Genomic DNA, 21,969 nt, shown 5'->3' with positions numbered 1-21,969 from the left:
CCACCGACACAGTCGCTGGCCTTTTTTCTGTTATTGCTGTTGTCTTGTGATGCTGATGCTAATGCGTAATGCTGATACCACAATGCAGCATCACGCGGGACCAGCCGCAGGCTTATGATTTGTTGCGTTGCTCGAGAATCTCTACCGCAGGCAACACCTTGCCTTCAAGAAACTCCAGAAACGCGCCGCCGCCGGTAGAGATATAGCCTACCTGGTCGGTGATGCCGAACTTGGAAATGGCTGCCAGTGTATCGCCGCCACCAGCAATGGAAAAGCCGTCAGATGCGGCAATGGCTTCGGCCACCTTGCGGGTGCCGTTGGCAAAAGCGTCAAATTCAAAAACGCCTACCGGGCCGTTCCATACGATCGTACCGGCATTTTTCAGAATGCCGGCCAGCTCGTCGGCTGTATTGTCGCCAATGTCGAAAATCATATCGTCATCGGCCACCGCATCGGCCGATTTGGCTTCACCCTTGGCCTGGGCGGAAAACTCCTTGCCGCAGACAACGTCTGTCGGAATAGGAACACTGGCGCCACGTTTGGCCATCAGATCGATCACGATTTTGGCCTGATCGATCTGATCGGGTTCGGCCAGTGATTTGCCGATTTTCTTGCCGCTGGCAAGCATGAAGGTATTGGCAATGCCGCCACCGACAACCAGCTGGTCGACCTTGTCGGCCAGCGACTGCAGGATAGACAGCTTGGTCGAGACTTTGGAACCACCGACAATAGCCACCAGCGGCCGCTTGGGATTCTGCAACGCTTTACCCAGGGCCTCCAGTTCGGCTTCGAGCAGAGGACCGGCGCAGGCAATAGGTGCAAATTTGGCAATACCATGCGTGGTGGCCTCGGCGCGATGGGCCGTGCCGAATGCGTCATTGGCATAGACATCGCAAAGCGCAGCCAATTTTCGGGCCAACGCTTCATCGTTTTTCTTCTCGCCTTTATTGACGCGGCAGTTTTCCAGCAACACGACCTGGCCAGGCGCCACGCTGACGCCTTCGACCCAGTCCTGGATCAATTGCACGGGCTTGCCCAGCAATTCGCTCAGGCGCTTGGCTACCGGGGCAAGCGAGTCCTGGGACGTCAACGTGCCCTCTGTCGGGCGGCCCAGATGCGATGTCACCATGACGGCAGCGCCTGCTTCCAGCGCCATCTGGATGGCCGGCACGGAGGCGCGAATACGGGTGTCTTCAGTGATACTGCCGTCGTCGGCCAGTGGCACGTTCAAATCGGAACGGATGAAAACACGTTTATCTTTGAGCTGGCCATTCTTTGCCAGGGCGGAAAGCGTTTGTACATTCGCCATCTTGTCACTCCTTGGTGTTATTGTGAAAAACGGCACTGCCCGCCGAAGCGCGCAATGCCGTTTGCAATGTCCTTGACAGACACCAACCGATTACTTGGCAGACATCAGGGCTACCGTGGTATCGAGCATACGATTGGAGAAACCCCACTCGTTGTCGTACCAGGACGCCACTTTGACCAGTTTTCCAGATACTTTGGTTTGCGTAGCATCGAACGTGCTGGATGCCGGATTATGATTGAAGTCCACTGACACCAGCGGGGCTTCGTTGTAATCCAGGATACCTTTGAGCGAACCTTCCGACGCTTTTTTCAGAATGGCATTTACCTCTTCGACCGTCGTGTCGCGTTTGGACACGAAAGACAGATCGACAAGAGATACGTTGATCGTCGGAACGCGGACCGAATAGCCATCCAGCTTGCCGTTCAGTTCGGGCAAGACCAGACCGACAGCAGCAGCCGCACCGGTTTTGGTAGGAATCATGCTCATGGTGGCTGAACGGGCGCGACGCAGGTCTTCATGATAAACGTCAGTCAACACCTGGTCATTGGTGTAGGCGTGGATGGTTGTCATCAGGCCGTTTTCCACACCCAGCGCTTCATGCAGCGGTTGCACCAGCGGAACCAGGCAGTTGGTGGTGCATGAGGCATTGGAAATGACGGTGTCGCTTGCTTTGAGCACTTGGTGGTTGACGCCGTAAACAATAGTGGCGTCTACGTCTTTGCCGCCCGGGGCGGAAATAATGACCTTCTTGGCACCGCCTTTGAGGTGGGCGCTGGCTTTTTCCTTGGAAGTAAAAAAGCCTGTGCATTCCATGACTACGTCAACGTTCAGCTCGCCCCATGGCAGTTCTGCCGGATTGCGGTTGGCCAGGACACGGATCTTGTCGCCATTGATTACCATGTAATCACCATCGACGGCGACAGTACCAGGGAAGCGGCCATGCGCAGTGTCATACTGAGTCAGGTGGGCATTGGTCTTTGGATCGCCCAGATCATTGATCGCGACGATTTCAATATCATGCTTTTTGCCACCTTCATAGTGAGCGCGCAGTACATTACGGCCGATGCGGCCGTAGCCGTTAATTGCAACACGAATGGTCATTACATTCTCTCCTGTTTTATAAAACCTGTTTAACCCTGTTCGCCACGTTCTCCGCGGTAAACCCGAAATGCTTGAACAGTACGCCGGCAGGCGCCGATTCACCGTAGGTATCCAGACCGACGGCCACGCCGTTGCGGCCGATATATTTGTACCAGCCCGAGGTGACCCCCGCCTCGACAGAGACGGCAGGCAAGGCCCGCGGGATCACGCTGTCGCGCCATTGGGCGCTCTGGCGATCAAATACAGACGTGCTGGGCATGGATACGACACGGACGGGAATATTTTCCTGCGCAAGCAATGCCTGGGCTTCAAGCGCCAGGCCGACTTCGGAACCGGTAGCAATGATAACGGCTTGTGCCCCTTGAGCGTCACGCAAGACGTAACCACCTTTTTCTATTTGTTCGACGGTGGCGTCATCGCGTTCAACAAAAGGCAGGTTCTGGCGCGATAAAAGCAAGGCACTGGGGCCACCCTCTTGCACCTGCATGCCGACGCTGACAGGACGCGATACGGCAGACTTCCAGGCGATGGCTGTTTCAGTCGTGTCGCAAGGACGCCAGACATCAAGATTGGGGATCAGGCGCAGGCTGGCGGCATGCTCCACCGACTGGTGCGTGGGTCCATCTTCGCCCAGACCAATGGAGTCGTGCGTAAAAATATGGATAACGCGCTGCTTCATCAGCGCGGCCATGCGGATGGCGTTGCGTGAATAATCTGAAAAAGTGAGGAACGTGCCGCCAAAAGGCAGGTAACCGCCATGCAGGGCAATACCATTCATAATGGCTGCCATGCCGAACTCGCGCACGCCATAATTGATATGACGACCGAAGCTCAGATGGCCGTCTGTACCGCAACGCACTGCGCCGGCGCCTTTCCAGTCGGTAAAGACCGACCCGGTCAGGTCTGCCGAGCCGCCCAGCATTTCAGGCAGCATATCGACCAGCGCCGTAATGGCAAACTGCGATGCCTTGCGCGATGCGACGGTTTCAGCCTTGCTGACGGTTTGCTGCAGAAATGCCGCGAATTTTTCGGCGAAGCCTTCAGGCATCTGGCCATTCATCCGGCGGGTAAATTCCTGGGCTTGCTGTGGGTAGTCTATGCTATAGAGCGCAAACTGTTTTTTCCAGTCACGCTGGATCTGATCGCCACGCTCGCGCTGGTTCCAGCCGGCATATACGTCTTCGGAGATTTCAAAGGGCGGCAGCGTCCAGCCAATGGCTTCGCGCGTGGCGGCAATTTCCGCCGCGCCCAATGGTGCGCCATGAACCTTGTCGCTACCCTGTAGATTGGGTGCGCCCTTGCCGATCGTCGTCTTGCAGATAATGATCGTCGGACCGGAAGAGCCACGCTGCGCCTGCTGTTTGGCTTTGGCGATGGCGTGGTCGACGGCAACGACATCGTGACCATCGACGCCACGAATCACATTCCAGCCGTAACCTTCAAAGCGCTTGCCGGTATCATCGGCAAACCAGGGTTCAACCTTGCCGTCGATAGAGATACCATTATCATCATACAGAACGATGAGTTTGGACAGTTTCAGGGTCCCGGCCAGCGAGCACACCTCGTGGGAAATGCCTTCCATCAGGCATCCATCGCCAACGAAGGCATAGGTGTAGTGGTCGACGATTTTGTGTTCGGGTTTGTTGAACTCTGCTGCCAGCAATTGCTCGGCCAGTGCGAAACCAACCGCATTTGACAGCCCCTGACCCAGCGGGCCGGTTGTGGTTTCCACGCCGGCAGTGATGCCCACTTCGGGGTGCCCCGGTGTTTTGGAATGCAATTGGCGGAATTGGCGCAGCTCTTCAATAGGCAAATCATAGCCGGTTAAATGCAGCAACGCGTACAGCAGCATGGAGCCGTGGCCGTTGGATAGAACAAAACGGTCCCGGTCAGCCCAGGCCGGATCTGCAGGATTGTGACGCAAGTGGCGCGTCCACAGCGCTTCGGCAATCTCAGCCATGCCCATGGGCGCGCCGGGATGGCCGGAATTGGCCTGTTGCACGGCATCCATGGCCAGCGCGCGGATTGCATTGGAAAGGTGGGAATTCGATGTGGCGGCCGTGGTGGTCATGCGGATCCTGTAGAAATCACGGTTTAGTTACGATTAGCCAGCGATTTTAACACTCCATGTTTTGTCCGTGACGCTCTCGCTAAATAAAGTAAAATTTAGCCATGCATACCCCACCCCGCTTCTATTGTCCGATACCGCTGCTGGCGCACACCCGCGTTGCCCTGCCCGATGCCGCTGCGCATCACGCTTCCCGCGCCTTGCGACTGCGCGAAGGCGACGCGATTGTGCTCTTCAATGGCGACGGCACCCAATTTCCGGCACAGTTGCGCTTTGAACAGGGACGAGCCATGGCTGACCTTGGCCCGCAACAGCATACCCGTACCGAGCTGCCAGGCAGAATTGGCCTGGTGCAAGGACTGCCATCGGGCGACAAGATGGACTGGATTATCGAAAAGGCAGCCGAACTGGGCGTATCCGATGTGTTTCCGGTCAGCGCAGAACGCAGTATTGTGCAACTGTCCGGCAACCGGTTGGAAAAACGTCAGCTGCACTGGCAACGCATTGCCGAATCGGCCAGCGAGCAATCGGGTCGCAACTGTATTGTGCAGGTCCATCCGCTGCAGACACTGAACGCGTATCTGCAACAAGCCAGCGGGGCGCGGGGATATCTGTGTCATCCCGAGGGCGAGCGCTCGCTTTTGCAGGCACTTGCAACGCTGTCGCAGACCTCTTCAACGGCGACCCCGCCAGCACCGCTCTCGTTTCGCTTGCTGATCGGACCGGAGGGAGGATGGTCGCCGCAGGAACTTCGCAAGGTGCAGGCGGCCGGCATTGAGACCGTCACTTTCGGCGCACGAATTTTAAGAACGGAAACCGCCGGCCTTGCCATGACCGCTGCAGCCATCGCCACGCTTGGCTGGCTGTAGGAAAACTGCCCAACTGGCGGCAAAAAGGGTTGGTTCGCGATTTAAGCAGGCGGATTCGCTCGGCAATGGCGAAACAGCACTTCCCTGGGATAAGGTAAAGCGAGCGTGGGCATCTGCGATCTTGAAAAGTAGCGCAATTTCCCATTTTGCTCGTCCTGTGCCCTCAGTTGGCCTTCGGTCACGCAATTGAACACAATGACGGTGTACTCCACTTCATCGCCATTAGGTTAAATATAACGAAACGCCTTGCCGCCGAACACGTCCAGAAGCTGCGAGCAAAGCAGCTCAAGGCCTGTATCATGCCTGACCTGCCTGGCCAGTGCTTGCTGTGGCGTCTCTGCCAGTTCGATGACACCTGCCGGCAGATTCCATCCTTGAGCGCCGTCTTTTTCCTGCAACAGAATCTGGTCATTCGCGTTAAGGATGACGGCAGCAACAGAAGGCAGCTGGATCAGTTCATTGCCGATTTTTGCCCGCAGATTCCATAAATAATCAGATAGCATAGGTACCCCTCCCTTTATATGATCAGGAACCGGCGCGCGTGGCGTGCAGTGGCTGATGCCACCGAAGCCGGCGCCGCAATACTAAAAAGACATGCCGGTGACGGTACATATTGTGTTGCGATATTTAATAGCGCTATCTGTTAATAGCGCTATCTGGCTGCTGTAATCAAGTGCTCCAATCGCTTTCAGTAATCGATCGCAGCATTCGGTCGCTCTATGTCGGTTGGTTTGTTCGGCTGTGACCCTCTTCACTCGAAACGCATTGTCGCTGCCGCGTAAAGGGCAGACATCAATCGCTTTGCGCGTATGGCCTGGGGGCACGCCCGGGCTCGGCCGCTTCGTGCTTGCCTGCGTGTTCTACCATGTAGGAAAAGACGCGCCCATTATCGTCGCCATATTCCACGGTATCGTTAAGCACACCCTTGAGCGCATCGATATGTTCAAGAAGTGAATCGTCTTCGGAATGCAGGCGACGTAATGCGAGCACCATTCCGCCTTTCTGCTCAAGCAGCGTCTCGCCCAGGCAATCGAGCAAAGCATCCATATTGCTGCCAAAAAACACCGGATAGTCTACCGCCTTGGCAATGGCACGCAGCACGGCCGAGCAACTGCGCGCCTTGTCGCAATCGGCCTCGAAATAGGCCAGACCTGCTTTTTCAGCATGCGCTTTGAGTTCATTTAGACCAATCGTTTTTTCTTTTATGGCGCCACCCGTTTCCAGGATAGCTTTCAGTGCGGTACCTGTTTTTTTATTCATTGACCTCTCCATAAAAAAACGCTTTGATTTCTTCCTGACGTGCCATCACGTCATTAAAGGCCAGTTCGATCAGCTCACCCGTAAAGGCTGATTCAAAGAGCAGGAACGAAGCAAGCAATCCGCCAGACTCTTTTTCGGGTCGTCCCGAAACGCCCAATACCCGCAAAAAGGCCCGAACCGACTTAGGCATGAAATTTAAATGCTTCAGGGCAATTTCGTCAATAGATTTACTCGGACTAATCGTTAAAACATCAATTTTTTTCACACCTGTATTTAACTGTACACTAGGTGGTACAGATTCGAGCAGTGTATTGATGCGACTGATGCGTTCCAGATCGATGGATAGACCATCAATGAAGATGTCCGACAAGGCATGGCCGCCAATTTGCGCCAGCGTTGGATATTGGTCGCTTTGATGCACCGAATCTTCTTCTGTCGGCGTATCGCCATGGGCGTTGGTGCTGATGACCAATACCCGGTCAGCCCCCAGATGGATGGCCGGGCTGATGGGAGCCAACTGGCGCATGGACCCGTCACCACACCACTCTCCTTTTTCTCCCAGTGCCAGGTGGGCTGCCGGAAACACGAATGGGATGGCGCTGGACGCCATCAGATGATCAATTGTGATGGGTTCTGCAATGGCATAGCGGCGACGCCCCTCCCAGGCATCAAGCGGGCCGCTGGACTGGTAGAACGTCAGATGATTACCACTGGTATAGCTGGATGCCGTAATGGCCAACCCATGCAAATGACCCGTGTGCAGGTTGCGCTGTAAATTGGGAAAATCAATACTGCCGCACAGCAATTTGGCCAGCGGACGATTATCCAGCAGCGACTTGGGCGCATTATCGCGGAGCCCCTGCAGCGCCCAGCCGAACATCAGCATGCCCAGCCAGCGCATGCCGTTACCGAACACCCCCATCGGGTCAGAACGATAGACATCGGCTGTATGCAGGCTGCGCCAGATTTTTTCAAGCCGCTTGAGCGCAGCGTGTGGGTGTGCGGCACGACAGGCATAGGCGGTGGCATTGATGGCCCCGGCTGACGAGCCGCATACGATCGGAAATGGGTTTCTGAAGTGCGCAGACTTGTTGGGATCGAGAATCGCCAAAATAGCCTGTAACGCCCCTACCTGATAGGCTGCCCGCGCCCCGCCCCCGGTCAGGACCAGGGCCGTTTGGGGACCGGAGGTAGTATCCATAATGCGCGACAGGGACGGATCGTTCATTGGCATTTGCCCTTATTGCAAGCTCCCTTTTCATGATACTCATGGGCCTTGGCACGGAAATTTTGATCCATTCTAATTCCTGAGAAATGTGGCGTTTCATGGCAAATGTGGCGTTTCATGGCAAGTGTGACGCAAGGCGCGCACCGGGCTGCCAGTTCAGAGCGGTCTGACAGCTATCATACGAAAATTCATCCAGAAATGCATCCGGTAATTCCGACACAGGTTTATCCCCTATTGCCACTGCCAGCCCGGTTTGCGTCACCCTGGTGGTGCCTTGCGACGATCATCGCCCAGCACTGCCCGGCAGCAATTCATCGGGATAGACAAACAGTCCGCCCGGATCAAACAGGGCTTTGATATTGCCCTCAATATGATGATGCACCCCGGCAACAAAGTCACGATCGGCGTCGCTGAGCACGGCATCGGTCACAATGGCGTTGTACCGCATGCGGCGGATCACCAGTTCCTGGCACCAGACGAGTGTTCCGCCATGACCCAGAAAGAGCTGGGCCAGATTGATATCGCCCAGCTGGGGCTTGAGCGCATCCAGCCTGTAGGCCAGCGGCCAGCGGGGCATATCGGCGCAACGGGCGATATCGGGATCGGACAACTGTTCGAACAGGGCCGGAATCAGCCGTTGCAGCGCAGGCAGGCGCAGCGGCGACTCGTCATTCACACCAAAACCGCCCAGCACGGCAGTCTGGCCGTCGGCAAACAGGGCATGCACCCGCTCCAGCCCGGAACTGGCGGTGCAGCCGGGCCTGCAGTCGTGCCACTGCGGCATGGCCAGCCATTGCACCAAGGTCAGTTCAGGGGGCACATGTGAGAATTGTTCATAGCCCAGCGCCTGCATATGTGCGACTGCTGTGCCCGGCAATGCCAGGCAGGCGTGTTCGCCCAGCGCTTCGGTGCCATGCAGCCGCGAACCGGTGCCGACTATCAGGCAGGAACGGCCAATGATAGTAGCCGCCGTCGCTGTGCCTTCCTGCACCATCGCCACGTCGTACTCCTGGCAAAGCTGCCTGAGCGAAGGCAGATCGCCCAAGTCTTGTAACACGATGCGCGCGCAATAGTATCCGTCCGTCTCCTGCTCGTCGGTGAGGGGCGCTTCCAGTGCCCGCTGTACCCGACGGCAGAAGGCCGGCCACGGCCCTTCCTGAGGGCGTTTACTAAGGGTAAGAAAGCGACGACGATTCACATGCATGATCAATTGCAAAAGCCTTTGTTGCAACAGCGGTAAAACAGTCCGGCAAAGGGACGGATAACGTGCCGGCAGGCGTTTACCGTTACAATGGGCGCTCACCACACGTATTCATTCTGATCTATTTTACCTTGCGCAGTTTCACCATGACCCGTTTTGCCCACCGAATCGACCAGGCCCTTACTTTTCACGCAATCGAGGTCACCAAGGCCGCCCAGCAACTGCGTGAACAGGGCCGGGATATTATCAGCCTTGGTATCGGGGAACCCGATTTTACTGCGCCCCCTATCGTGGTCGATACGCTGGCCAGAGCGGCGCAGGCGGGCTTGAGCGGCTACAGTCCGGCACTGGGCATCATGCCGCTGCGCTCGGCCATTGCCGATTATTACAAAAGTCATTGGGGCGCGGAAGTGGACCCGGAGCGGATCATCATTACCGCAGGCGCTTCCGGCGCGTTGTCGCTGGCCTGCATGACGCTGCTCAATCCCGGTGACGAGATTCTGATGCCGGATCCGGCCTATCCGGCCAATTCGAATTTCATCCTGTGCTCCGGGGCCACACCTCGGCTGGTGCCCTGCACGGCGCAAGAACGCTTCCAGTTGTCAGCGGACAAGATTGCCGCCCATTGGACCGATAAGACGCGCGGCGTGCTCATTGCCTCGCCCAGCAATCCGACCGGCACGTCCATCGAACGCGAGGAACTGGTCCGGATCATCCAGACCGTCAAGGAGCGTGGCGGCGTGCTCATCATGGACGAAATCTATCTTGGCCTGTGCTATGACCGAGTGCCGCGATCTGCGCTGACACTGGATCCGGAAATTGTCGTCATCAACAGTTTTTCCAAATACTTCAATATGACCGGCTGGCGGCTGGGCTGGATGGTCGTGCCCGAAGCCATGGTCAGCCCGGTCGAAAAACTAGCCGCAAGCCTGAGCATCTGCCCGCCCACGCTTGCCCAGCACGCGGCCATTTCATGTTTTACGGAAGAGGCTTTGGCCATTTACGAGCACCGGCGCCTGGCCTTCATGGAACGGCGTGATTTTCTGTTGCCCGAGTTCGAAAAACTCGGCATCCATGTGCCGGTCAAGCCTGATGGCGCATTTTATATTTATGCCGACATCAGTCAGCACGGTATGAGCAGCCATCAATTCGCCCACAAACTGTTGCACGAAGCCGGCATTGCGGTTGTTCCAGGGCTCGATTTTGGCCCTGCCTATGCGAAGAAAATGATCCGCGTCTCATACGCCACCGCACTGGACAGGCTGCGCGAAGCCATCGAGCGGCTGCAAAAGATCCTGTAGCACCCTGGGAAGATACGCCGGCCGGTTGTGCCGGCGCCCTATCCCCCCGGACCCTGTCTATTGATATTTTCCTAGGTTACGCTTGAGCGCAATGCCCGATTCCAGCGCGATCCGACGCCGCTCGGCCTGCACCTTAGCAGCATAACCGCCATCATTGGGGCCAATGGCGCCCACATAGCATCCCAGCCCCCGATCCACTGAACCGCGGCGTGCAATGCAATCGTGAAGAATTTTCGCACCCACCTGAATGTTGGCCACGGGATTGAGGGCAGACAATATACCGCCGTGAAACACATCGAATTTCTCGGCATGCACCTTGGGCATGACCTGCATCAGCCCCTGTGCGCCCACATGGCTTTCTGCGAACGGATTGTAGCGTGACTCTATCGCGATGACGCCAAGCATCAGAATCGGATCCAGCTGCTGCTTTTCGGCGACCGAATAGACCACGCGGATCAGCGCGCCGGTCACATTACGGGCGATTCTGAATTTGCGCGCGACATACTCGCGCAACGCCAGCGCCTGGCTGTTGCTGAGGCCGGGAACGGTGAACTGGCTGTTCGAAATACCAAGATTGGCAAAAAAGCCCTCGTCCGTGTAATCGAGCTCTCTGGTCAGCGCCGCGTTATGCTGCTGCTCTGGCGATGGTGCCGGCGGCGGCACCAAATCGCCCGTGCGCACATGCGGCGAATTGAAAATGGTGAGCAGGTCCTTGTCAGACATGACCGTGCTGTCGGGCATCAGGGCATTCAACGATGCCTGGTGAATCACCCGGATCTGGTCGCGGATGGCCGGCAAAAGTGCAGCCGCCAGCACAGCAACAAGCACGGCGATCCCCAGATAGGAGACCATCAGATGGACAATATCGAGCGCAGTCCGATAAACGGAGCCAAAATAGCGGGAAGCAACAGAACGGGTTGTCGCAGAATTCATGTATGACAAAGACCGGATCACCCCACGCAAGGGTCCGGAGAGATTTGAGGAAATTTACTATACCCCAGTTTTGGCTGGCCCGCATCCTCCCCTGCCTTTCTCCTATAATGCACTATCTGAGTCATCAATAGGCTGTCTATCGTGAAATATGCGGATCTGCGGGATTTTCTCAAGCAACTGGAAAAGCGGGATAATCTTAAATCCATTCAAGTGCCGGTACAAACCCGGTTGGAAATGACCGAAATCAGTGACCGGGTGCTGCGCGCCGGCGGCCCGGCCCTGCGTTTCGAACAGCCCGTACACCAGGGACGCAAATCGGACATCCCGGTGCTAACCAATCTGTTTGGCACCCCCGAACGTGTGGCCTGGGGCATGGGCGCCGAATCGGTCAGCGCCTTGCGCGATACGGGTACACTGCTGGCCAGCCTGCGCGAGCCCGAAGCGCCAAAAGGCCTCCGCGAAGCGATCGGCACCGTGTCCATGCTCAAGTCGGCACTGTGGGACATGGCGCCGAAAATGCAACGCCATGCAGCGTGTCAGGAAATTATCTGGGAAAAAGACGAGGTTGACTTATCACGCCTGCCGATTCAGCTGTGCTGGCCCGGCGATATCGCCCCGCTGATCACCTGGGGGCTGGTGGTGACCCGTGGGCCAAAGGCGAAACGCCAGAACCTGGGGATTTACCGGCAGCAGGTCATCGGCAGAAACAAGGTTATCATGCGCTGGTTGTCCCACCGTGGCGGCGCGCTGGATTTTCGTGACCACGCGCTTGCCCACCCCGACCAGCCCTTCCCCATGTCAGTGGCACTGGGCGCGGACCCGGCCACCATTCTGGGAGCGGTCACTCCAGTGCCCGACAGCCTGTCCGAATACCAGTTCGCAGGCCTGCTGCGCGGCTCGCGAACCGAACTAGTCAAATCGATCGGCAACACCCTGTCTGTACCCGCTTCTGCGGAAATCGTGCTTGAAGGTCATATTCTGCCGGCCAGCCATCCCGATGCCATTGCTCCCGACCCTGCGACCGGCATCACAGCCCCGCGCGGCAACGGTTTCGAGATGGCGCTCGAAGGCCCTTATGGTGACCATACGGGCTATTACAATGAGCAGGACTGGTTTCCGGTATTCACCATTGATCGCATCACCATGCGCAATAAGCCGATCTACCATAGCACTTACACCGGCAAGCCGCCAGACGAACCTGCCGTACTGGGCGTGGCGCTCAATGAAGTGTTCGTGCCGCTGCTGCAGAAACAGCTACCGGAGATTGTTGATTTTTATCTGCCGCCTGAAGGCTGCAGCTACCGCCTGGCAGTCGTGTCGATCCGCAAGCAATACGCCGGCCATGCCAAGCGTGTCATGTTTGGGGTATGGAGTATCCTGCGCCAGTTCATGTATACCAAATTCATTGTCGTTGTCGATGACGATATAAACGCGCGCGACTGGAAGGAAGTGATCTGGGCGATGACCACGCGCATGGACCCGGTGCGTGATACGGTACTGGTGGAAAATACACCAATCGACTATCTGGACTTTGCCTCACCCGAGTCCGGGCTGGGTGGAAAAATGGGCATGGACGCCACCAACAAATGGCCGGGCGAAACGCATCGCGAATGGGGAACGCCCATTGCCATGGATCAGGACGTCAGACTCAGGGTCGATGCTCTGTGGCAGGATCTTGGTCTTGATACGTAAATGTACCATGATCGACCGGGAGATCCTGCTCAGACTTACTGCGAGACGGTGCCTGGCGCCGTGACGTCTGCTTCGACTGGAATTTGTTATAGACAAACCATGAGGTCGCGGCCAGGGCGATCGGCTTGATCAGCGCCGAACGGGACTTGGCGGCACGCAGCAAAAAGCGCGCGATGGTCAGGCTGACCAGCGGATTTTTTTCGATCAGTGAAAAAAAGCCGCTGCGCCTGCGCGTAAAGCTCATCAGCGTTTCGCCGCCCGCATCCAGCAGGGCCGTTTTGATGGCGTCCGGAGAGAGCGAATGACCAAGCACACTCACATCCTGTCGCAATTGTTCGCGCTCGGCCAGGACCCGGGCGGTCAGCAAGGCCTTGCGTAAAGGCTTTTTCAGTACTGGCTCATTCATCGCCGACTCCTTTGGTAGCGGCAGCAGATGCCGGCTCACTACGCCCGCGCAGGGCCTGCGCATCATCCCGCAAGGCATCGATGGTTGCCGCGAAAGGCGTCGCCGCCAGCCCCAGATGCTTTTTCATCAAAAGCAAACAGCCCAGACCGATTAAGGCATAGACCAGCACCAGGACTGCCAGGGCGATGTAACGGTACTCCGTGCCCCAGAACAACAGCCCGACCAGCACAGCGACAACAGTGAGTGCCAAGTGCAAAAACAGCAAGCCAACAGCGCCGAATAAAAGAACCGACAAAAGCCGGTCCTTTTCTTCCGTCAGTTCCAGAGACAGCAGTTCAAGGCGCGTTTTGATCAGCGAGGTAAAACCGCCGCTGACGGCACGCAGATTCTGTTTGACTGACATCGTTGGTTCGCGTTACTTGCGACCGATGATGACACCCAGCAGGATTCCTGCCAGCGCAGCAAAACCGACCGTACGCCATGGATTATCATGCACATAGTCGTCTGTCACCTTGACTGCCTGCTTGCTTTGTTCTACCGCGCGTTCCTGCACATCCTTGAATGAACCGGTCGCTTTGTTCAGAGCGTTCACAGCACGATCTCGCAACTCGCTGGCTTTGTCGCCGCCGATTTCGGAGGCTTCCTTGAGCATACCTTCTGCTTCCGCAATACTGGCCCGCAGATTGTTCAACAGCTGTTCCTGAGATTGTTCGAGACTTGATTTACTAGCCATGTGACTCTCCTGCAATGATTATCTAAAATTGCCGGCAAGCGGAACACCCGCTTTGTCCGGGTCCTGCTTTCTTGTTTCTTATATTAAGCCATTGTTGAGAATTTCAAGTTCATCATAGCGCATTCCAGGCACTTATCGACCAGACTTTAAGATTGTTTTCATTTACACAGGTCCTGACATCCGTCGCGAGCCCTGAAAAAAGCATGTATTTTATATTTTCATATTTAAAAACAATCACTTGCCTTATACCGCACGGCATATACGACGCAACACTCTGACAAAATTGGTAGCCTATTCTTTCTGTCTTGTTCCGAATATGCGATCACCGGCATCGCCCAGTCCGGGAATGATATAGCCGTCCCGGTTCAGTCGCTCATCAATGGATGCCGTGTAAATTTTGACTTCGGGATGCGCGTTCAGCACCCGCTCAATGCCTTCGGGTGCGGCAACCAGAACCAGCGCCTTGATTTCCCGGCAACCGGCTTGCTTGAGCATGGTGATGGTCGCTTCCATGGAGCCACCGGTCGCCAGCATCGGATCAATGATAAGCGCCAGACGCTGATCCAGATCGCCAACCAGTTTTTGCAAATAGGTGGCCGCTTCCAGCGTTTCTTCGTTACGTGCAATGCCCACGGCACTGACCTTGGCGCCGGGAATCAGGGACAAGACGCCATCGAGCATACCGATGCCGGCACGCAAAATCGGCACGACAGTCACTTTCTTTCCGGCAATTTTTTTGACTGTGACGTTGCCGCACCAGCCTTCAATGACGGCATCTTCCAAGGGAAAGTCCTTGGACGCTTCGTAGGTCAGCAACGCCCCGATTTCCTGGGCCAGTTCCCGAAAACTCTTGGTGCTCAGATCGGCCCGCCGCATGATGCCCAGCTTGTGCTGGATCAGGGGATGGCTGATTTCGTGAACGGACATGTTTTTTTCTCCGAAAAATTATTGTGCAATGAGCCACTGGACAAGGCCGTCGACAAAGGATTTGGTTTTAAGGGCGGCAACATCATTGACCAGGCTGACCAGGATATAGGTTTTGCCGCTAGCCGCAGTGACATAACCTGACAATGCACTGGCATTGCCCAGCGTCCCTGTCTTGAAGTATCCCCGGCCCTTTGCCGCCTGATCCGTCAGGCGGCGACGCATAGTACCATCGACACCCGAGACTGACAATGAATCGATGAATACGTCCCGCAAGCGCGAAGCCCAGATGGTATCGAGCATCTGGGCCTGCCCTCCGGCAGTGATGCGTCCTGCGCGGGACAGCCCAGAGCCATTGACGACGGTGTACGCGCCAATATTAACACCTTGTTTGCGCAGCGTATCCAGAACCGCCTGGCTGCCCTTTTCGAAGGTCGCCGGCGCGCCGTACAGCTCCTGCCCCAGGGTCAGCAGCAGTGTTTTGGCCATCACATTATTACTGTATTTGTTGATCGTTTGTATCACCTGCCCCAGCGAAGGTGACGTGCGGGTCTCCAGCGGCACGGCGCGCTGCGGCACCAGGCCGTCGCGTATCACGCCTGAAATAGTCCCGCCCTCGGCCGTCCATAGCCGCTCAAAAATACTGGAAAACATATAGGTTTGCGATCCGACAAGCCGGTAAATGGAAAACTCCCCACAGGCCGCAGACAGTTTTCCCTTGAGCTGCAAGGCGGGGCCACTGTCGGTCTGCACCGTGCCGGTCAGCTCCGAGCCGGTTCGCGACTTGACGCAGGCACCCGTGGTCAACCCCAGGTGACCCGCTATGGGCGGATTGTGTATATCCGGTTCAAACGATACCTCCCAGTTGCCGGACTGCCGATCCGGCTTCAAATTGAGCATGATCGCGCCAAGATTGACCATCATGGCATCCGGGTTGGCGTTATAGGGGCGCTCCGGCGAGCCGTCAAAATCGCCGGGATCCGTAAAAATAGGCGCAAACAGTGAGCGGTCCACAATCACATCCGACAAATGACGCAAACCCTTGGCCTGAATGGCACGAATCATCTGCCGCAGATTATGATAATTGAGCGCCGGATCACCACCCCCCTTGATATACAGCGGCGTGCGCATGGCCTGCGATACGTCAAAGCGCGCCCTGCGATCAATATAAAAACGGGTCTTCCAGGTGTACTGACTGCCCAGCCGATTGAGCGCTGCCCAGGTAGTGAGCATTTTCATGACTGAAGCCGGATTACGTGGCGTACTTGGATTGATTGCCAGAATGACAGGGCCGCCAGCCTCCTTGATCAGCAGCGACAGCGACGATAACGGTACGCCGGTTTTGTCCCAGCGCGCTCGTATGGTGTCGGGCAGATGATCGGCCGATTTGATCGACGCAATGGGAAATCCATAGACATTCAACAGGTCGCCTGCGTCAGCTTCGCTTTGGGCTGCGGCTGCCGCAGCCAGACCGGTTGCCCCTTTCTTCTTTACACCCAGGCCGCTCTTTTTCACGGGCGGCACGATTTTCACATCAAGGGCGCCCGGCCGATTGAACTCAAACGTCGCACCGGGTGCAACCCGAATGGTTGCAGTCTTTCCCTTTTTATCGGACGAGGCCTTCTTTTTTGTCTGCGGCTTGCTGCCTGCGCCGCTGTCGCGCGCGCAAGCGGGGGTCGCCAGCGCCAGGCTAAGCAGGAGCAGACAAGCCACCATGGACAGTCGTCCTGCTACAGGGCGCATCACCACATTTGCTATTGGCATACAGAAGCGTCAGAAGCACAAGCCGAATGCCACGCTTGCCCAATCGTCGCTGCGCAGGAAACGGCGCCCACCACAGAACGCGGCTTCGGATAAGAAGGCTTGGGGTGAATCATTGTAATCTGGCTCTCCTGTTGCAGTCCGGAACGAAAAAGACACTTTATAATGATTAATTACGACAAACCGGTTAAAACCGGCGAAATTCGTCCGCCAACCTTCCCGATATTGCGAGCCCAGATACGTGCAGCTGCGCGCATCAATGCCTTCGATACCCTGCTTTCCGTTGCTTTTATATTCATGTTACCCATAGATCCCTCGCTGAGTATTGCCGACTTCGACTACGAACTTCCCGAAGACCTGATCGCCCAGACCCCGCCTGCCACCAGAACCGACAGCCGCCTGTTGCGCGTGCAAAACAATGGCGCACTGCAGGACCTGAACTTTAGCGCTTTGCCCGACCTGCTGTTGCCGGGAGACCTGCTGATCTTCAATGACACCAAGGTGATCAAGGCAAGACTATACGGCCAAAAGGACAGCGGCGGGCGCGTGGAAGCGCTGATTGAACGCATTATCGAACCCACCCGCGCCCTGGCGCATGTTCGTGCCAGCAAATCACCGCGCCCCGGCACCACGCTGGTTTTTGATGGCGCCGTTACCTGTACAGTCGTGGCGCGGCATGACGATCTTTTCCAATTGCAGTTCGATACCGATATTCTGCCCGTGCTGGACAAACACGGCAACCTTCCATTGCCTCCGTATATCAAACACAGCGCCGACCAGCAGGATGAAACCCGTTACCAGACTGTCTACGCCCGCCACCCCGGCGCCGTCGCCGCACCCACTGCGGGTTTGCATTTTGATGCAACGCTGCTGCAGCGACTGCAAGACAAAGGAATAAACACGGCCTGGGTCACATTGCACGTGGGCGCCGGCACATTCCAGCCGGTGCGGGTAGAAAAAATCAGTGAGCATATTATGCACGCAGAATGGTATACCGTACCGGAAACGACCGTAGCCGCCATTGCTGCGGCCCGCGAGCGTGGCGGACGGGTTATTGCCGTTGGTACCACGAGCGTGCGGGCACTGGAATCGGCTGCGCAGCAAGGCGGCACACTGGACAACCTGCGCTGCCCCGTCGCCCACAGCGCCGATACGCAGCTATTTATCACGCCAGGCTACACGTTTCGCGTGATCGACGGACTGATCACCAATTTTCATTTGCCCCAGTCAACGCTACTGATGCTGGTCTCCGCCCTGACAGGTCGCGAGCGCATGCAGCAGGCCTATCGCCATGCCATCGAACAGCGCTACCGATTCTTCAGTTATGGGGATGCTATGTTTATTGCACCCGCCTAATCCGACCCGGCACTGCCCAAAGCAGTTGCCGGTGCATTTACCTGCCCAACTTTACAACCCTGACCCAGGCGCAAGGGAACGAATCAGTGCTGTTTCTGTCATACTTGCCTCTTTGTCGTGCGCGCACCTCCCCTTCATCAATCAATTATCATGCCAGGACTTTCCTTTTCTTTAATAAAAACCGAGGGTAAAGCCCGCCGGGCCAGCATCACTCTGAATCACGGCACCGTCCAGACGCCCATGTTCATGCCGGTGGGCACCTATGGCAGCGTCAAGGCCATGCTGCCGCACGAACTGGAAGAGATCGGGGCGCAGGTAGTGCTTGGCAACACCTTTCATCTGTGGCTGCGGCCAGGCACCGAAGTCATTGAAAAACATGACGGCCTGCACGGCTTCATGCAATGGAAAAAACCGCTACTGACCGACTCCGGCGGCTTCCAGGTGTTCAGCCTGAGCGACTTGCGCAGCAAAATCACCGAAGAAGGCGTCAAGTTCTCGTCGCCTATCGATGGCTCAAGGCTGTTTCTGACGCCCGAAGAGTCCATGCGCATCCAGCGTGCACTCAATTCGGATATCGCCATGGTGTTTGACGAATGCACACCGTACACCATCGACGGGCGTCCCGCCACGCACGATGAGGCAGCGCGTTCCATGCGCATGTCCCTGCGCTGGGCCCAACGCTCCCGGGATGCGTTTGACACGCTGCAAAACCCCAATGCGCTGTTCGGCATTGTCCAGGGCGGCATGTTCGAGGACCTGCGCGACGAATCGCTGGCCGGACTGCAGCGCATTGGTTTTGACGGATACGCCATCGGCGGCCTGTCCGTGGGCGAACCCAAACCGGACATGCGTCGTATACTGGCACATATCGCCCATCAGTTGCCCGACAATGCCCCGCGCTATTTAATGGGGGTAGGTACGCCGGAAGACCTGGTCGAAGGCGTCAGCCAGGGCGTAGACATGTTCGATTGCGTCATGCCGTCGCGCAACGCACGCAACGGCTGGCTGTTTACCCGCTTCGGTGATATTAAAATCCGCAATGCGCGGTATCGCGACGATACCCGCCCGCTGGATCCGACCTGCGCGTGCCATACCTGTCGGCATTTTTCTCGCGCCTACCTGCACCATATGCAGAAGGCCAATGAAATCACCGGCGCCCGCCTAAATACGCTGCACAACCTGCATTTTTACCTGAACATCATGGAACAGATGCGGCAAGCGCTGGAACAGGGCCGTTTTGCCCATTGGCAGGAACAATTTTTCATCGATCGGTCCAAAGGCATTGACTAGCCCAGAAAAGGCTACAATATTTGGTTAATTTATACTTACGGGAGTCTTTCTTATGCTTACAAGCAATTTATCTACACTGGTTCTTGCGCAGGCTGCACCGGCCGGCGGCATCCTTGGCGGTCTGACAAGTTTTCTGCCTATCATCCTGATGTTCGTGGTGCTGTACTTCCTGATGATTCGCCCGCAAATGAAACGCCAGAAAGAAACCAAAGCCATGATCGAGGCCCTTGCCAAGGGTGACGAAGTGATTACTGCCGGCGGTATTCTGGGCAAGATATCCAAAGTCACCGACAACTACCTGACCGTGGAAGTATCCAACCTGGCAGACAAACCCGTCGAGGTGCTGGTACAACGCGTTGCAGTGACCACAGTATTGCCAAAAGGCACAGTCAAATCGCTGTAATCCGGCAACAGGCGGGCGGTAATTACCGCCCTGCTTTTTGCCCGGCCCCCTGTTTCAACCCCTTATCGAAAACGGCTACGGTATGAACCGCTATCCCCTCTGGAAATACATTACGGTGCTGGTTGCCCTGATTATCGGCATCCTGTATACCGCCCCCAATTTTTTTGGTGAAACACCGGCAGTGCAGGTGTCCAGCGCCAAGGTGACGCAAAAAGTCACCACGCAGACCATGGGTCAGGTAGAGGACATACTACGGCAGAACAATATTGCCTTTTCCGGTACCTATTTTCAACAAAACGGCCCTGCCGGCACCGTCCGGGTCCGCCTGGCCAATACCGACACGCAGCTGAAGGCTCGCGACATACTGGATAACGCGCTCAATCCCGTCAACGATGACCCTTCCTATACCGTGGCGCTGAACCTGCTGTCGGCCTCTCCGGACTGGATGAGCGCAATCGGCGCAAATCCCATGTACCTGGGTCTTGATTTGCGCGGTGGTGTGCATTTTCTACTACAGGTCGATATGCAAGGCGCGCTGACTGCTCGCTATGAGTCCCTGACGACAGACATCCGGTCCATTTTGCGCGACGCACGTGTCGCAATGGAATCGGTCAACAACGCAGACAACCGCATTACCGCCACCTTCGCCTCTGAGCAAGACCGTAACAAGGCGCAGGATGTGCTGCGTACCCGCACCAATGAACTGGAATTTACCACCAGTCAGTCTGGCGACAAATTCCTGCTGACCGGCAGCATCCTGCCGACCGAAATTGCGCGGGTTCAGGACAGTGCCCTCAAACAGAATATCCTGACCCTGCACAACCGGATCAACGAGCTAGGTGTGGCTGAACCGATTATTCAGCAACAGGGACTGGACCGCATCATCGTACAACTGCCCGGCATTCAGGACGTCGCCAAGGCCAAGGAAATTCTCGGCCGCACCGCCACCCTGCAGTTGCGCATGGTCGATGATTCGCCTGCGGCGCAAAACACCATGGCCACCGGCACCGTGCCTTTCGGACTGGAGAGTTTCAAGGACACCGACGGCAGGACAGTGCTGGTCCGCCGCCAGGTATTGCTGACCGGCGAGAATCTGGAAAACGCCCAATCCGGACGCAACCAGCAAACCCAGCAGCCTACTGTCAACCTCACACTGGACGACAAGGGTGCACGCATTTTCCGTGATACCACACGCGACAATATTGGCAAACGCCTGGCCATCATTCTGTTTGAAAATGGCAAAGGCCAGGTCGTGACGGCTCCGGTCATTCGCAGCGAAATCCCTAACGGACAGGTCGAAATTTCAGGCAGCATGGATGCCACGCAGGCCGCCGATACCGCCCTGCTGCTGCGCGCAGGTTCGCTGGCCGCCCCCATGTCGATTATCGAAGAGCGCACCATCGGCCCAAGTCTGGGCGCCGACAATATCCGGATGGGATTCGATTCCACACTTTACGGTTTCGTGATGATCGCGATCTTCATGATCATTTATTACCACGTGTTCGGTGTGTTTTCTACCCTGGGCCTGGCCTTTAACGTATTGCTGCTGCTGGCGGTCCTGTCGCTGCTGCAGGCCACGCTTACGCTGCCGGGCATTGCCGCCATTGCATTGACGCTGGGCATGGCGATTGACTCGAACGTGCTGATCAATGAACGGGTCCGGGAGGAACTGCGCAACGGTGCCTCGCCGCAACAGGCCATCAACGTCGGCTTTAGCAAGGCGTGGGCCACCATCCTTGACTCGAACCTGACGACCCTGATTGTGGGCCTGGCGCTGCTGGCTTTCGGTAGCGGCCCGGTTCGCGGCTTTGCCGTGGTTCACTGCATCGGTATCCTGACCTCCATGTTCTCATCAGTGGTCGGCGTACGGGCTATTGTGAATTTGTGGTACGGCCGGCGCAAGAAACTCAAATCGGTTTCCATCGGTACCGTCTGGCGTCCCGAGGCAGGCAAGAAGAAAGACGTCGCCAAGAACTGAATAGCGCAGAACACTTTTTCTGTCCGGGCTGACCGGACAGAGCAGGAATAAATATGGAATTTTTCAGAATTCGCAAAACCATCCCGTTCATGAAGAACGCGCTGATCCTTAATCTGATCAGCGGCATCACCTTCGTGCTGGCGGTATTTTTCATTG

Annotated in this window: 20 protein-coding genes and 1 pseudogene; 8 read left to right on the top strand and 13 right to left on the bottom strand. The window is 56.5% G+C overall.

Annotation, left to right across the window (positions count from 1 at the left end):
* Positions 1 to 112: 112 nt before the first annotated feature.
* The 3 genes from ACTIKR_RS14205 to tkt all read right to left on the bottom strand — a co-directional run bounded on the left by ACTIKR_RS14205 (position 113) and on the right by tkt (position 4,481).
* Positions 113 to 1,309 carry a phosphoglycerate kinase gene (locus ACTIKR_RS14205; protein ID WP_442328165.1) on the bottom strand — a complete coding sequence of 399 codons (1,197 nt, stop codon included), beginning with the start codon at positions 1,307 to 1,309 and terminating at the stop codon, positions 113 to 115.
* A gap of 90 nt (positions 1,310 to 1,399) precedes the next feature.
* Entirely contained in the window at positions 1,400 to 2,410 is a 1,011-nt protein-coding gene (gene gap, locus ACTIKR_RS14200) for a type I glyceraldehyde-3-phosphate dehydrogenase (RefSeq protein ID WP_128395299.1), read from the bottom strand.
* A 16-nt stretch (positions 2,411 to 2,426) separates the two neighbouring features.
* Positions 2,427 to 4,481, bottom strand: coding sequence for a transketolase (gene tkt / locus ACTIKR_RS14195; RefSeq protein ID WP_442328164.1), 2,055 nt, complete (start codon positions 4,479 to 4,481; stop codon positions 2,427 to 2,429).
* Positions 4,482 to 4,582: 101 nt separating this feature from the next.
* On the opposite strand from tkt, the gene ACTIKR_RS14190 reads away from it, so the two are divergent.
* Positions 4,583 to 5,347 (top strand): 16S rRNA (uracil(1498)-N(3))-methyltransferase, encoded by a 765-nt coding sequence (locus tag ACTIKR_RS14190; protein WP_193087717.1) that lies wholly within the window; start codon positions 4,583 to 4,585, stop codon positions 5,345 to 5,347.
* 227 nt (positions 5,348 to 5,574) lie between these two features.
* Here the strand turns inward: ACTIKR_RS14190 and ACTIKR_RS14185 are convergent, their stop codons facing one another.
* The 4 genes from ACTIKR_RS14185 to ACTIKR_RS14170 form a co-directional block, all read right to left on the bottom strand.
* Positions 5,575 to 5,850 carry an NUDIX domain-containing protein gene (locus tag ACTIKR_RS14185; RefSeq protein WP_442328163.1) on the bottom strand — a complete coding sequence of 92 codons (276 nt, stop codon included), beginning with the start codon at positions 5,848 to 5,850 and terminating at the stop codon, positions 5,575 to 5,577.
* 289 nt (positions 5,851 to 6,139) lie between these two features.
* Complete coding sequence (locus tag ACTIKR_RS14180) at positions 6,140 to 6,607, bottom strand: barstar family protein (protein ID WP_193087715.1); 468 nt, start codon at positions 6,605 to 6,607, stop codon at positions 6,140 to 6,142.
* Positions 6,600 to 7,835, bottom strand: coding sequence for a patatin-like phospholipase family protein (locus ACTIKR_RS14175; protein WP_226816549.1), 1,236 nt, complete (start codon positions 7,833 to 7,835; stop codon positions 6,600 to 6,602). The genes ACTIKR_RS14180 and ACTIKR_RS14175 overlap by 8 nt, the downstream gene beginning before the upstream one ends.
* A 283-nt stretch (positions 7,836 to 8,118) precedes the next feature.
* Positions 8,119 to 9,039, bottom strand: a complete 921-nt coding sequence (locus tag ACTIKR_RS14170; protein ID WP_193087714.1) for a hypothetical protein — start codon at positions 9,037 to 9,039, stop codon at positions 8,119 to 8,121.
* Between the two features lie 143 nt (positions 9,040 to 9,182).
* On the opposite strand from ACTIKR_RS14170, the gene ACTIKR_RS14165 reads away from it, so the two are divergent.
* Positions 9,183 to 10,337, top strand: a complete 1,155-nt coding sequence (locus ACTIKR_RS14165; protein WP_442328162.1) for a pyridoxal phosphate-dependent aminotransferase — start codon at positions 9,183 to 9,185, stop codon at positions 10,335 to 10,337.
* A 57-nt stretch (positions 10,338 to 10,394) separates the two neighbouring features.
* Here ACTIKR_RS14165 and ACTIKR_RS14160 read toward each other — a convergent pair whose 3' ends face one another.
* Positions 10,395 to 11,270 (bottom strand): lytic transglycosylase domain-containing protein, encoded by an 876-nt coding sequence (locus ACTIKR_RS14160; RefSeq protein WP_193087712.1) that lies wholly within the window; start codon positions 11,268 to 11,270, stop codon positions 10,395 to 10,397.
* A 141-nt stretch (positions 11,271 to 11,411) separates the two neighbouring features.
* Between ACTIKR_RS14160 and ubiD the strand changes: the two genes are divergently transcribed.
* The gene (gene ubiD, locus ACTIKR_RS14155) at positions 11,412 to 12,962 is read left to right on the top strand and encodes a 4-hydroxy-3-polyprenylbenzoate decarboxylase (protein ID WP_193087711.1); all 1,551 of its coding nucleotides are present in this window, start codon (positions 11,412 to 11,414) and stop codon (positions 12,960 to 12,962) included.
* Here the strand turns inward: ubiD and ACTIKR_RS14150 are convergent.
* The 5 genes from ACTIKR_RS14150 to dacB all read right to left on the bottom strand — a co-directional run bounded on the left by ACTIKR_RS14150 (position 12,919) and on the right by dacB (position 16,768).
* Positions 12,919 to 13,368 carry a hypothetical protein gene (locus tag ACTIKR_RS14150; RefSeq protein WP_193087710.1) on the bottom strand — a complete coding sequence of 150 codons (450 nt, stop codon included), beginning with the start codon at positions 13,366 to 13,368 and terminating at the stop codon, positions 12,919 to 12,921. The two genes, ubiD and ACTIKR_RS14150, sit on opposite strands and share 44 nt — an antisense overlap.
* The gene (locus ACTIKR_RS14145; RefSeq protein ID WP_442328161.1) at positions 13,361 to 13,771 is read right to left on the bottom strand and encodes a phage holin family protein; all 411 of its coding nucleotides are present in this window, start codon (positions 13,769 to 13,771) and stop codon (positions 13,361 to 13,363) included. Before ACTIKR_RS14145 ends, ACTIKR_RS14150 begins: the two co-directional genes overlap by 8 nt.
* A gap of 12 nt (positions 13,772 to 13,783) precedes the next feature.
* Positions 13,784 to 14,101 carry a DUF883 family protein gene (locus ACTIKR_RS14140; RefSeq protein ID WP_193087708.1) on the bottom strand — a complete coding sequence of 106 codons (318 nt, stop codon included), beginning with the start codon at positions 14,099 to 14,101 and terminating at the stop codon, positions 13,784 to 13,786.
* Positions 14,102 to 14,392: 291 nt separating this feature from the next.
* Positions 14,393 to 15,028, bottom strand: a complete 636-nt coding sequence (upp, locus tag ACTIKR_RS14135; protein WP_193087707.1) for a uracil phosphoribosyltransferase — start codon at positions 15,026 to 15,028, stop codon at positions 14,393 to 14,395.
* Between the two features lie 18 nt (positions 15,029 to 15,046).
* Positions 15,047 to 16,768: a D-alanyl-D-alanine carboxypeptidase/D-alanyl-D-alanine endopeptidase gene (gene dacB / locus ACTIKR_RS14130; protein ID WP_442328160.1), complete on the bottom strand. Its 1,722-nt coding sequence runs from the start codon at positions 16,766 to 16,768 to the stop codon at positions 15,047 to 15,049.
* Positions 16,769 to 17,083: 315 nt separating this feature from the next.
* Between dacB and queA the strand changes: the two genes are divergently transcribed.
* From queA to ACTIKR_RS14105, 5 genes and pseudogenes are all read left to right on the top strand, one after another.
* The gene (gene queA, locus ACTIKR_RS14125; RefSeq protein WP_193087818.1) at positions 17,084 to 18,142 is read left to right on the top strand and encodes a tRNA preQ1(34) S-adenosylmethionine ribosyltransferase-isomerase QueA; all 1,059 of its coding nucleotides are present in this window, start codon (positions 17,084 to 17,086) and stop codon (positions 18,140 to 18,142) included.
* Between the two features lie 150 nt (positions 18,143 to 18,292).
* Positions 18,293 to 19,432 (top strand): tRNA guanosine(34) transglycosylase Tgt, encoded by a 1,140-nt coding sequence (gene tgt, locus ACTIKR_RS14120; protein ID WP_193087705.1) that lies wholly within the window; start codon positions 18,293 to 18,295, stop codon positions 19,430 to 19,432.
* A 52-nt stretch (positions 19,433 to 19,484) separates the two neighbouring features.
* Positions 19,485 to 19,835, top strand: a complete 351-nt coding sequence (gene yajC / locus ACTIKR_RS14115) for a preprotein translocase subunit YajC (protein WP_193087704.1) — start codon at positions 19,485 to 19,487, stop codon at positions 19,833 to 19,835.
* A gap of 82 nt (positions 19,836 to 19,917) precedes the next feature.
* Positions 19,918 to 21,813, top strand: coding sequence for a protein translocase subunit SecD (gene secD / locus ACTIKR_RS14110; protein WP_442328159.1), 1,896 nt, complete (start codon positions 19,918 to 19,920; stop codon positions 21,811 to 21,813).
* Between the two features lie 53 nt (positions 21,814 to 21,866).
* Positions 21,867 to 21,969 (top strand): annotated as a pseudogene (locus tag ACTIKR_RS14105) (protein translocase subunit SecF); the annotation flags it as partial.

It is taken from the genome of Advenella sp., from assembly GCF_052108595.1.
Classification (GTDB): Bacteria; Pseudomonadota; Gammaproteobacteria; order Burkholderiales; family Burkholderiaceae_B; genus Advenella.
The sequence above is the reverse complement of the archived record's forward strand: the minus strand, read 5'-3'. Positions and strand labels throughout refer to the sequence as shown.

What these genes read in the sequence shown, in the direction of transcription:
- ACTIKR_RS14205 (WP_442328165.1), bottom strand. Translation starts at nt 1,309, where the DNA reads ATGGCGAATGTACAAACGCTTTCCGCCCTGGCAAAGAATGGCCAGCTC.
- gap (WP_128395299.1), bottom strand. Translation starts at nt 2,410, where the DNA reads ATGACCATTCGTGTTGCAATTAACGGCTACGGCCGCATCGGCCGTAAT.
- tkt (WP_442328164.1), bottom strand. Translation starts at nt 4,481, where the DNA reads ATGACCACCACGGCCGCCACATCGAATTCCCACCTTTCCAATGCAATC.
- ACTIKR_RS14190 (WP_193087717.1), top strand. Translation starts at nt 4,583, where the DNA reads ATGCATACCCCACCCCGCTTCTATTGTCCGATACCGCTGCTGGCGCAC.
- ACTIKR_RS14185 (WP_442328163.1), bottom strand. Translation starts at nt 5,850, where the DNA reads ATGCTATCTGATTATTTATGGAATCTGCGGGCAAAAATCGGCAATGAA.
- ACTIKR_RS14180 (WP_193087715.1), bottom strand. Translation starts at nt 6,607, where the DNA reads ATGAATAAAAAAACAGGTACCGCACTGAAAGCTATCCTGGAAACGGGT.
- ACTIKR_RS14175 (WP_226816549.1), bottom strand. Translation starts at nt 7,835, where the DNA reads ATGAACGATCCGTCCCTGTCGCGCATTATGGATACTACCTCCGGTCCC.
- ACTIKR_RS14170 (WP_193087714.1), bottom strand. Translation starts at nt 9,039, where the DNA reads ATGCATGTGAATCGTCGTCGCTTTCTTACCCTTAGTAAACGCCCTCAG.
- ACTIKR_RS14165 (WP_442328162.1), top strand. Translation starts at nt 9,183, where the DNA reads ATGACCCGTTTTGCCCACCGAATCGACCAGGCCCTTACTTTTCACGCA.
- ACTIKR_RS14160 (WP_193087712.1), bottom strand. Translation starts at nt 11,270, where the DNA reads ATGAATTCTGCGACAACCCGTTCTGTTGCTTCCCGCTATTTTGGCTCC.
- ACTIKR_RS14150 (WP_193087710.1), bottom strand. Translation starts at nt 13,368, where the DNA reads ATGAATGAGCCAGTACTGAAAAAGCCTTTACGCAAGGCCTTGCTGACC.
- ACTIKR_RS14145 (WP_442328161.1), bottom strand. Translation starts at nt 13,771, where the DNA reads ATGTCAGTCAAACAGAATCTGCGTGCCGTCAGCGGCGGTTTTACCTCG.
- ACTIKR_RS14140 (WP_193087708.1), bottom strand. Translation starts at nt 14,101, where the DNA reads ATGGCTAGTAAATCAAGTCTCGAACAATCTCAGGAACAGCTGTTGAAC.
- upp (WP_193087707.1), bottom strand. Translation starts at nt 15,028, where the DNA reads ATGTCCGTTCACGAAATCAGCCATCCCCTGATCCAGCACAAGCTGGGC.
- dacB (WP_442328160.1), bottom strand. Translation starts at nt 16,768, where the DNA reads ATGCGCCCTGTAGCAGGACGACTGTCCATGGTGGCTTGTCTGCTCCTG.
- queA (WP_193087818.1), top strand. Translation starts at nt 17,084, where the DNA reads ATGTTACCCATAGATCCCTCGCTGAGTATTGCCGACTTCGACTACGAA.
- tgt (WP_193087705.1), top strand. Translation starts at nt 18,293, where the DNA reads ATGCCAGGACTTTCCTTTTCTTTAATAAAAACCGAGGGTAAAGCCCGC.
- yajC (WP_193087704.1), top strand. Translation starts at nt 19,485, where the DNA reads ATGCTTACAAGCAATTTATCTACACTGGTTCTTGCGCAGGCTGCACCG.
- secD (WP_442328159.1), top strand. Translation starts at nt 19,918, where the DNA reads ATGAACCGCTATCCCCTCTGGAAATACATTACGGTGCTGGTTGCCCTG.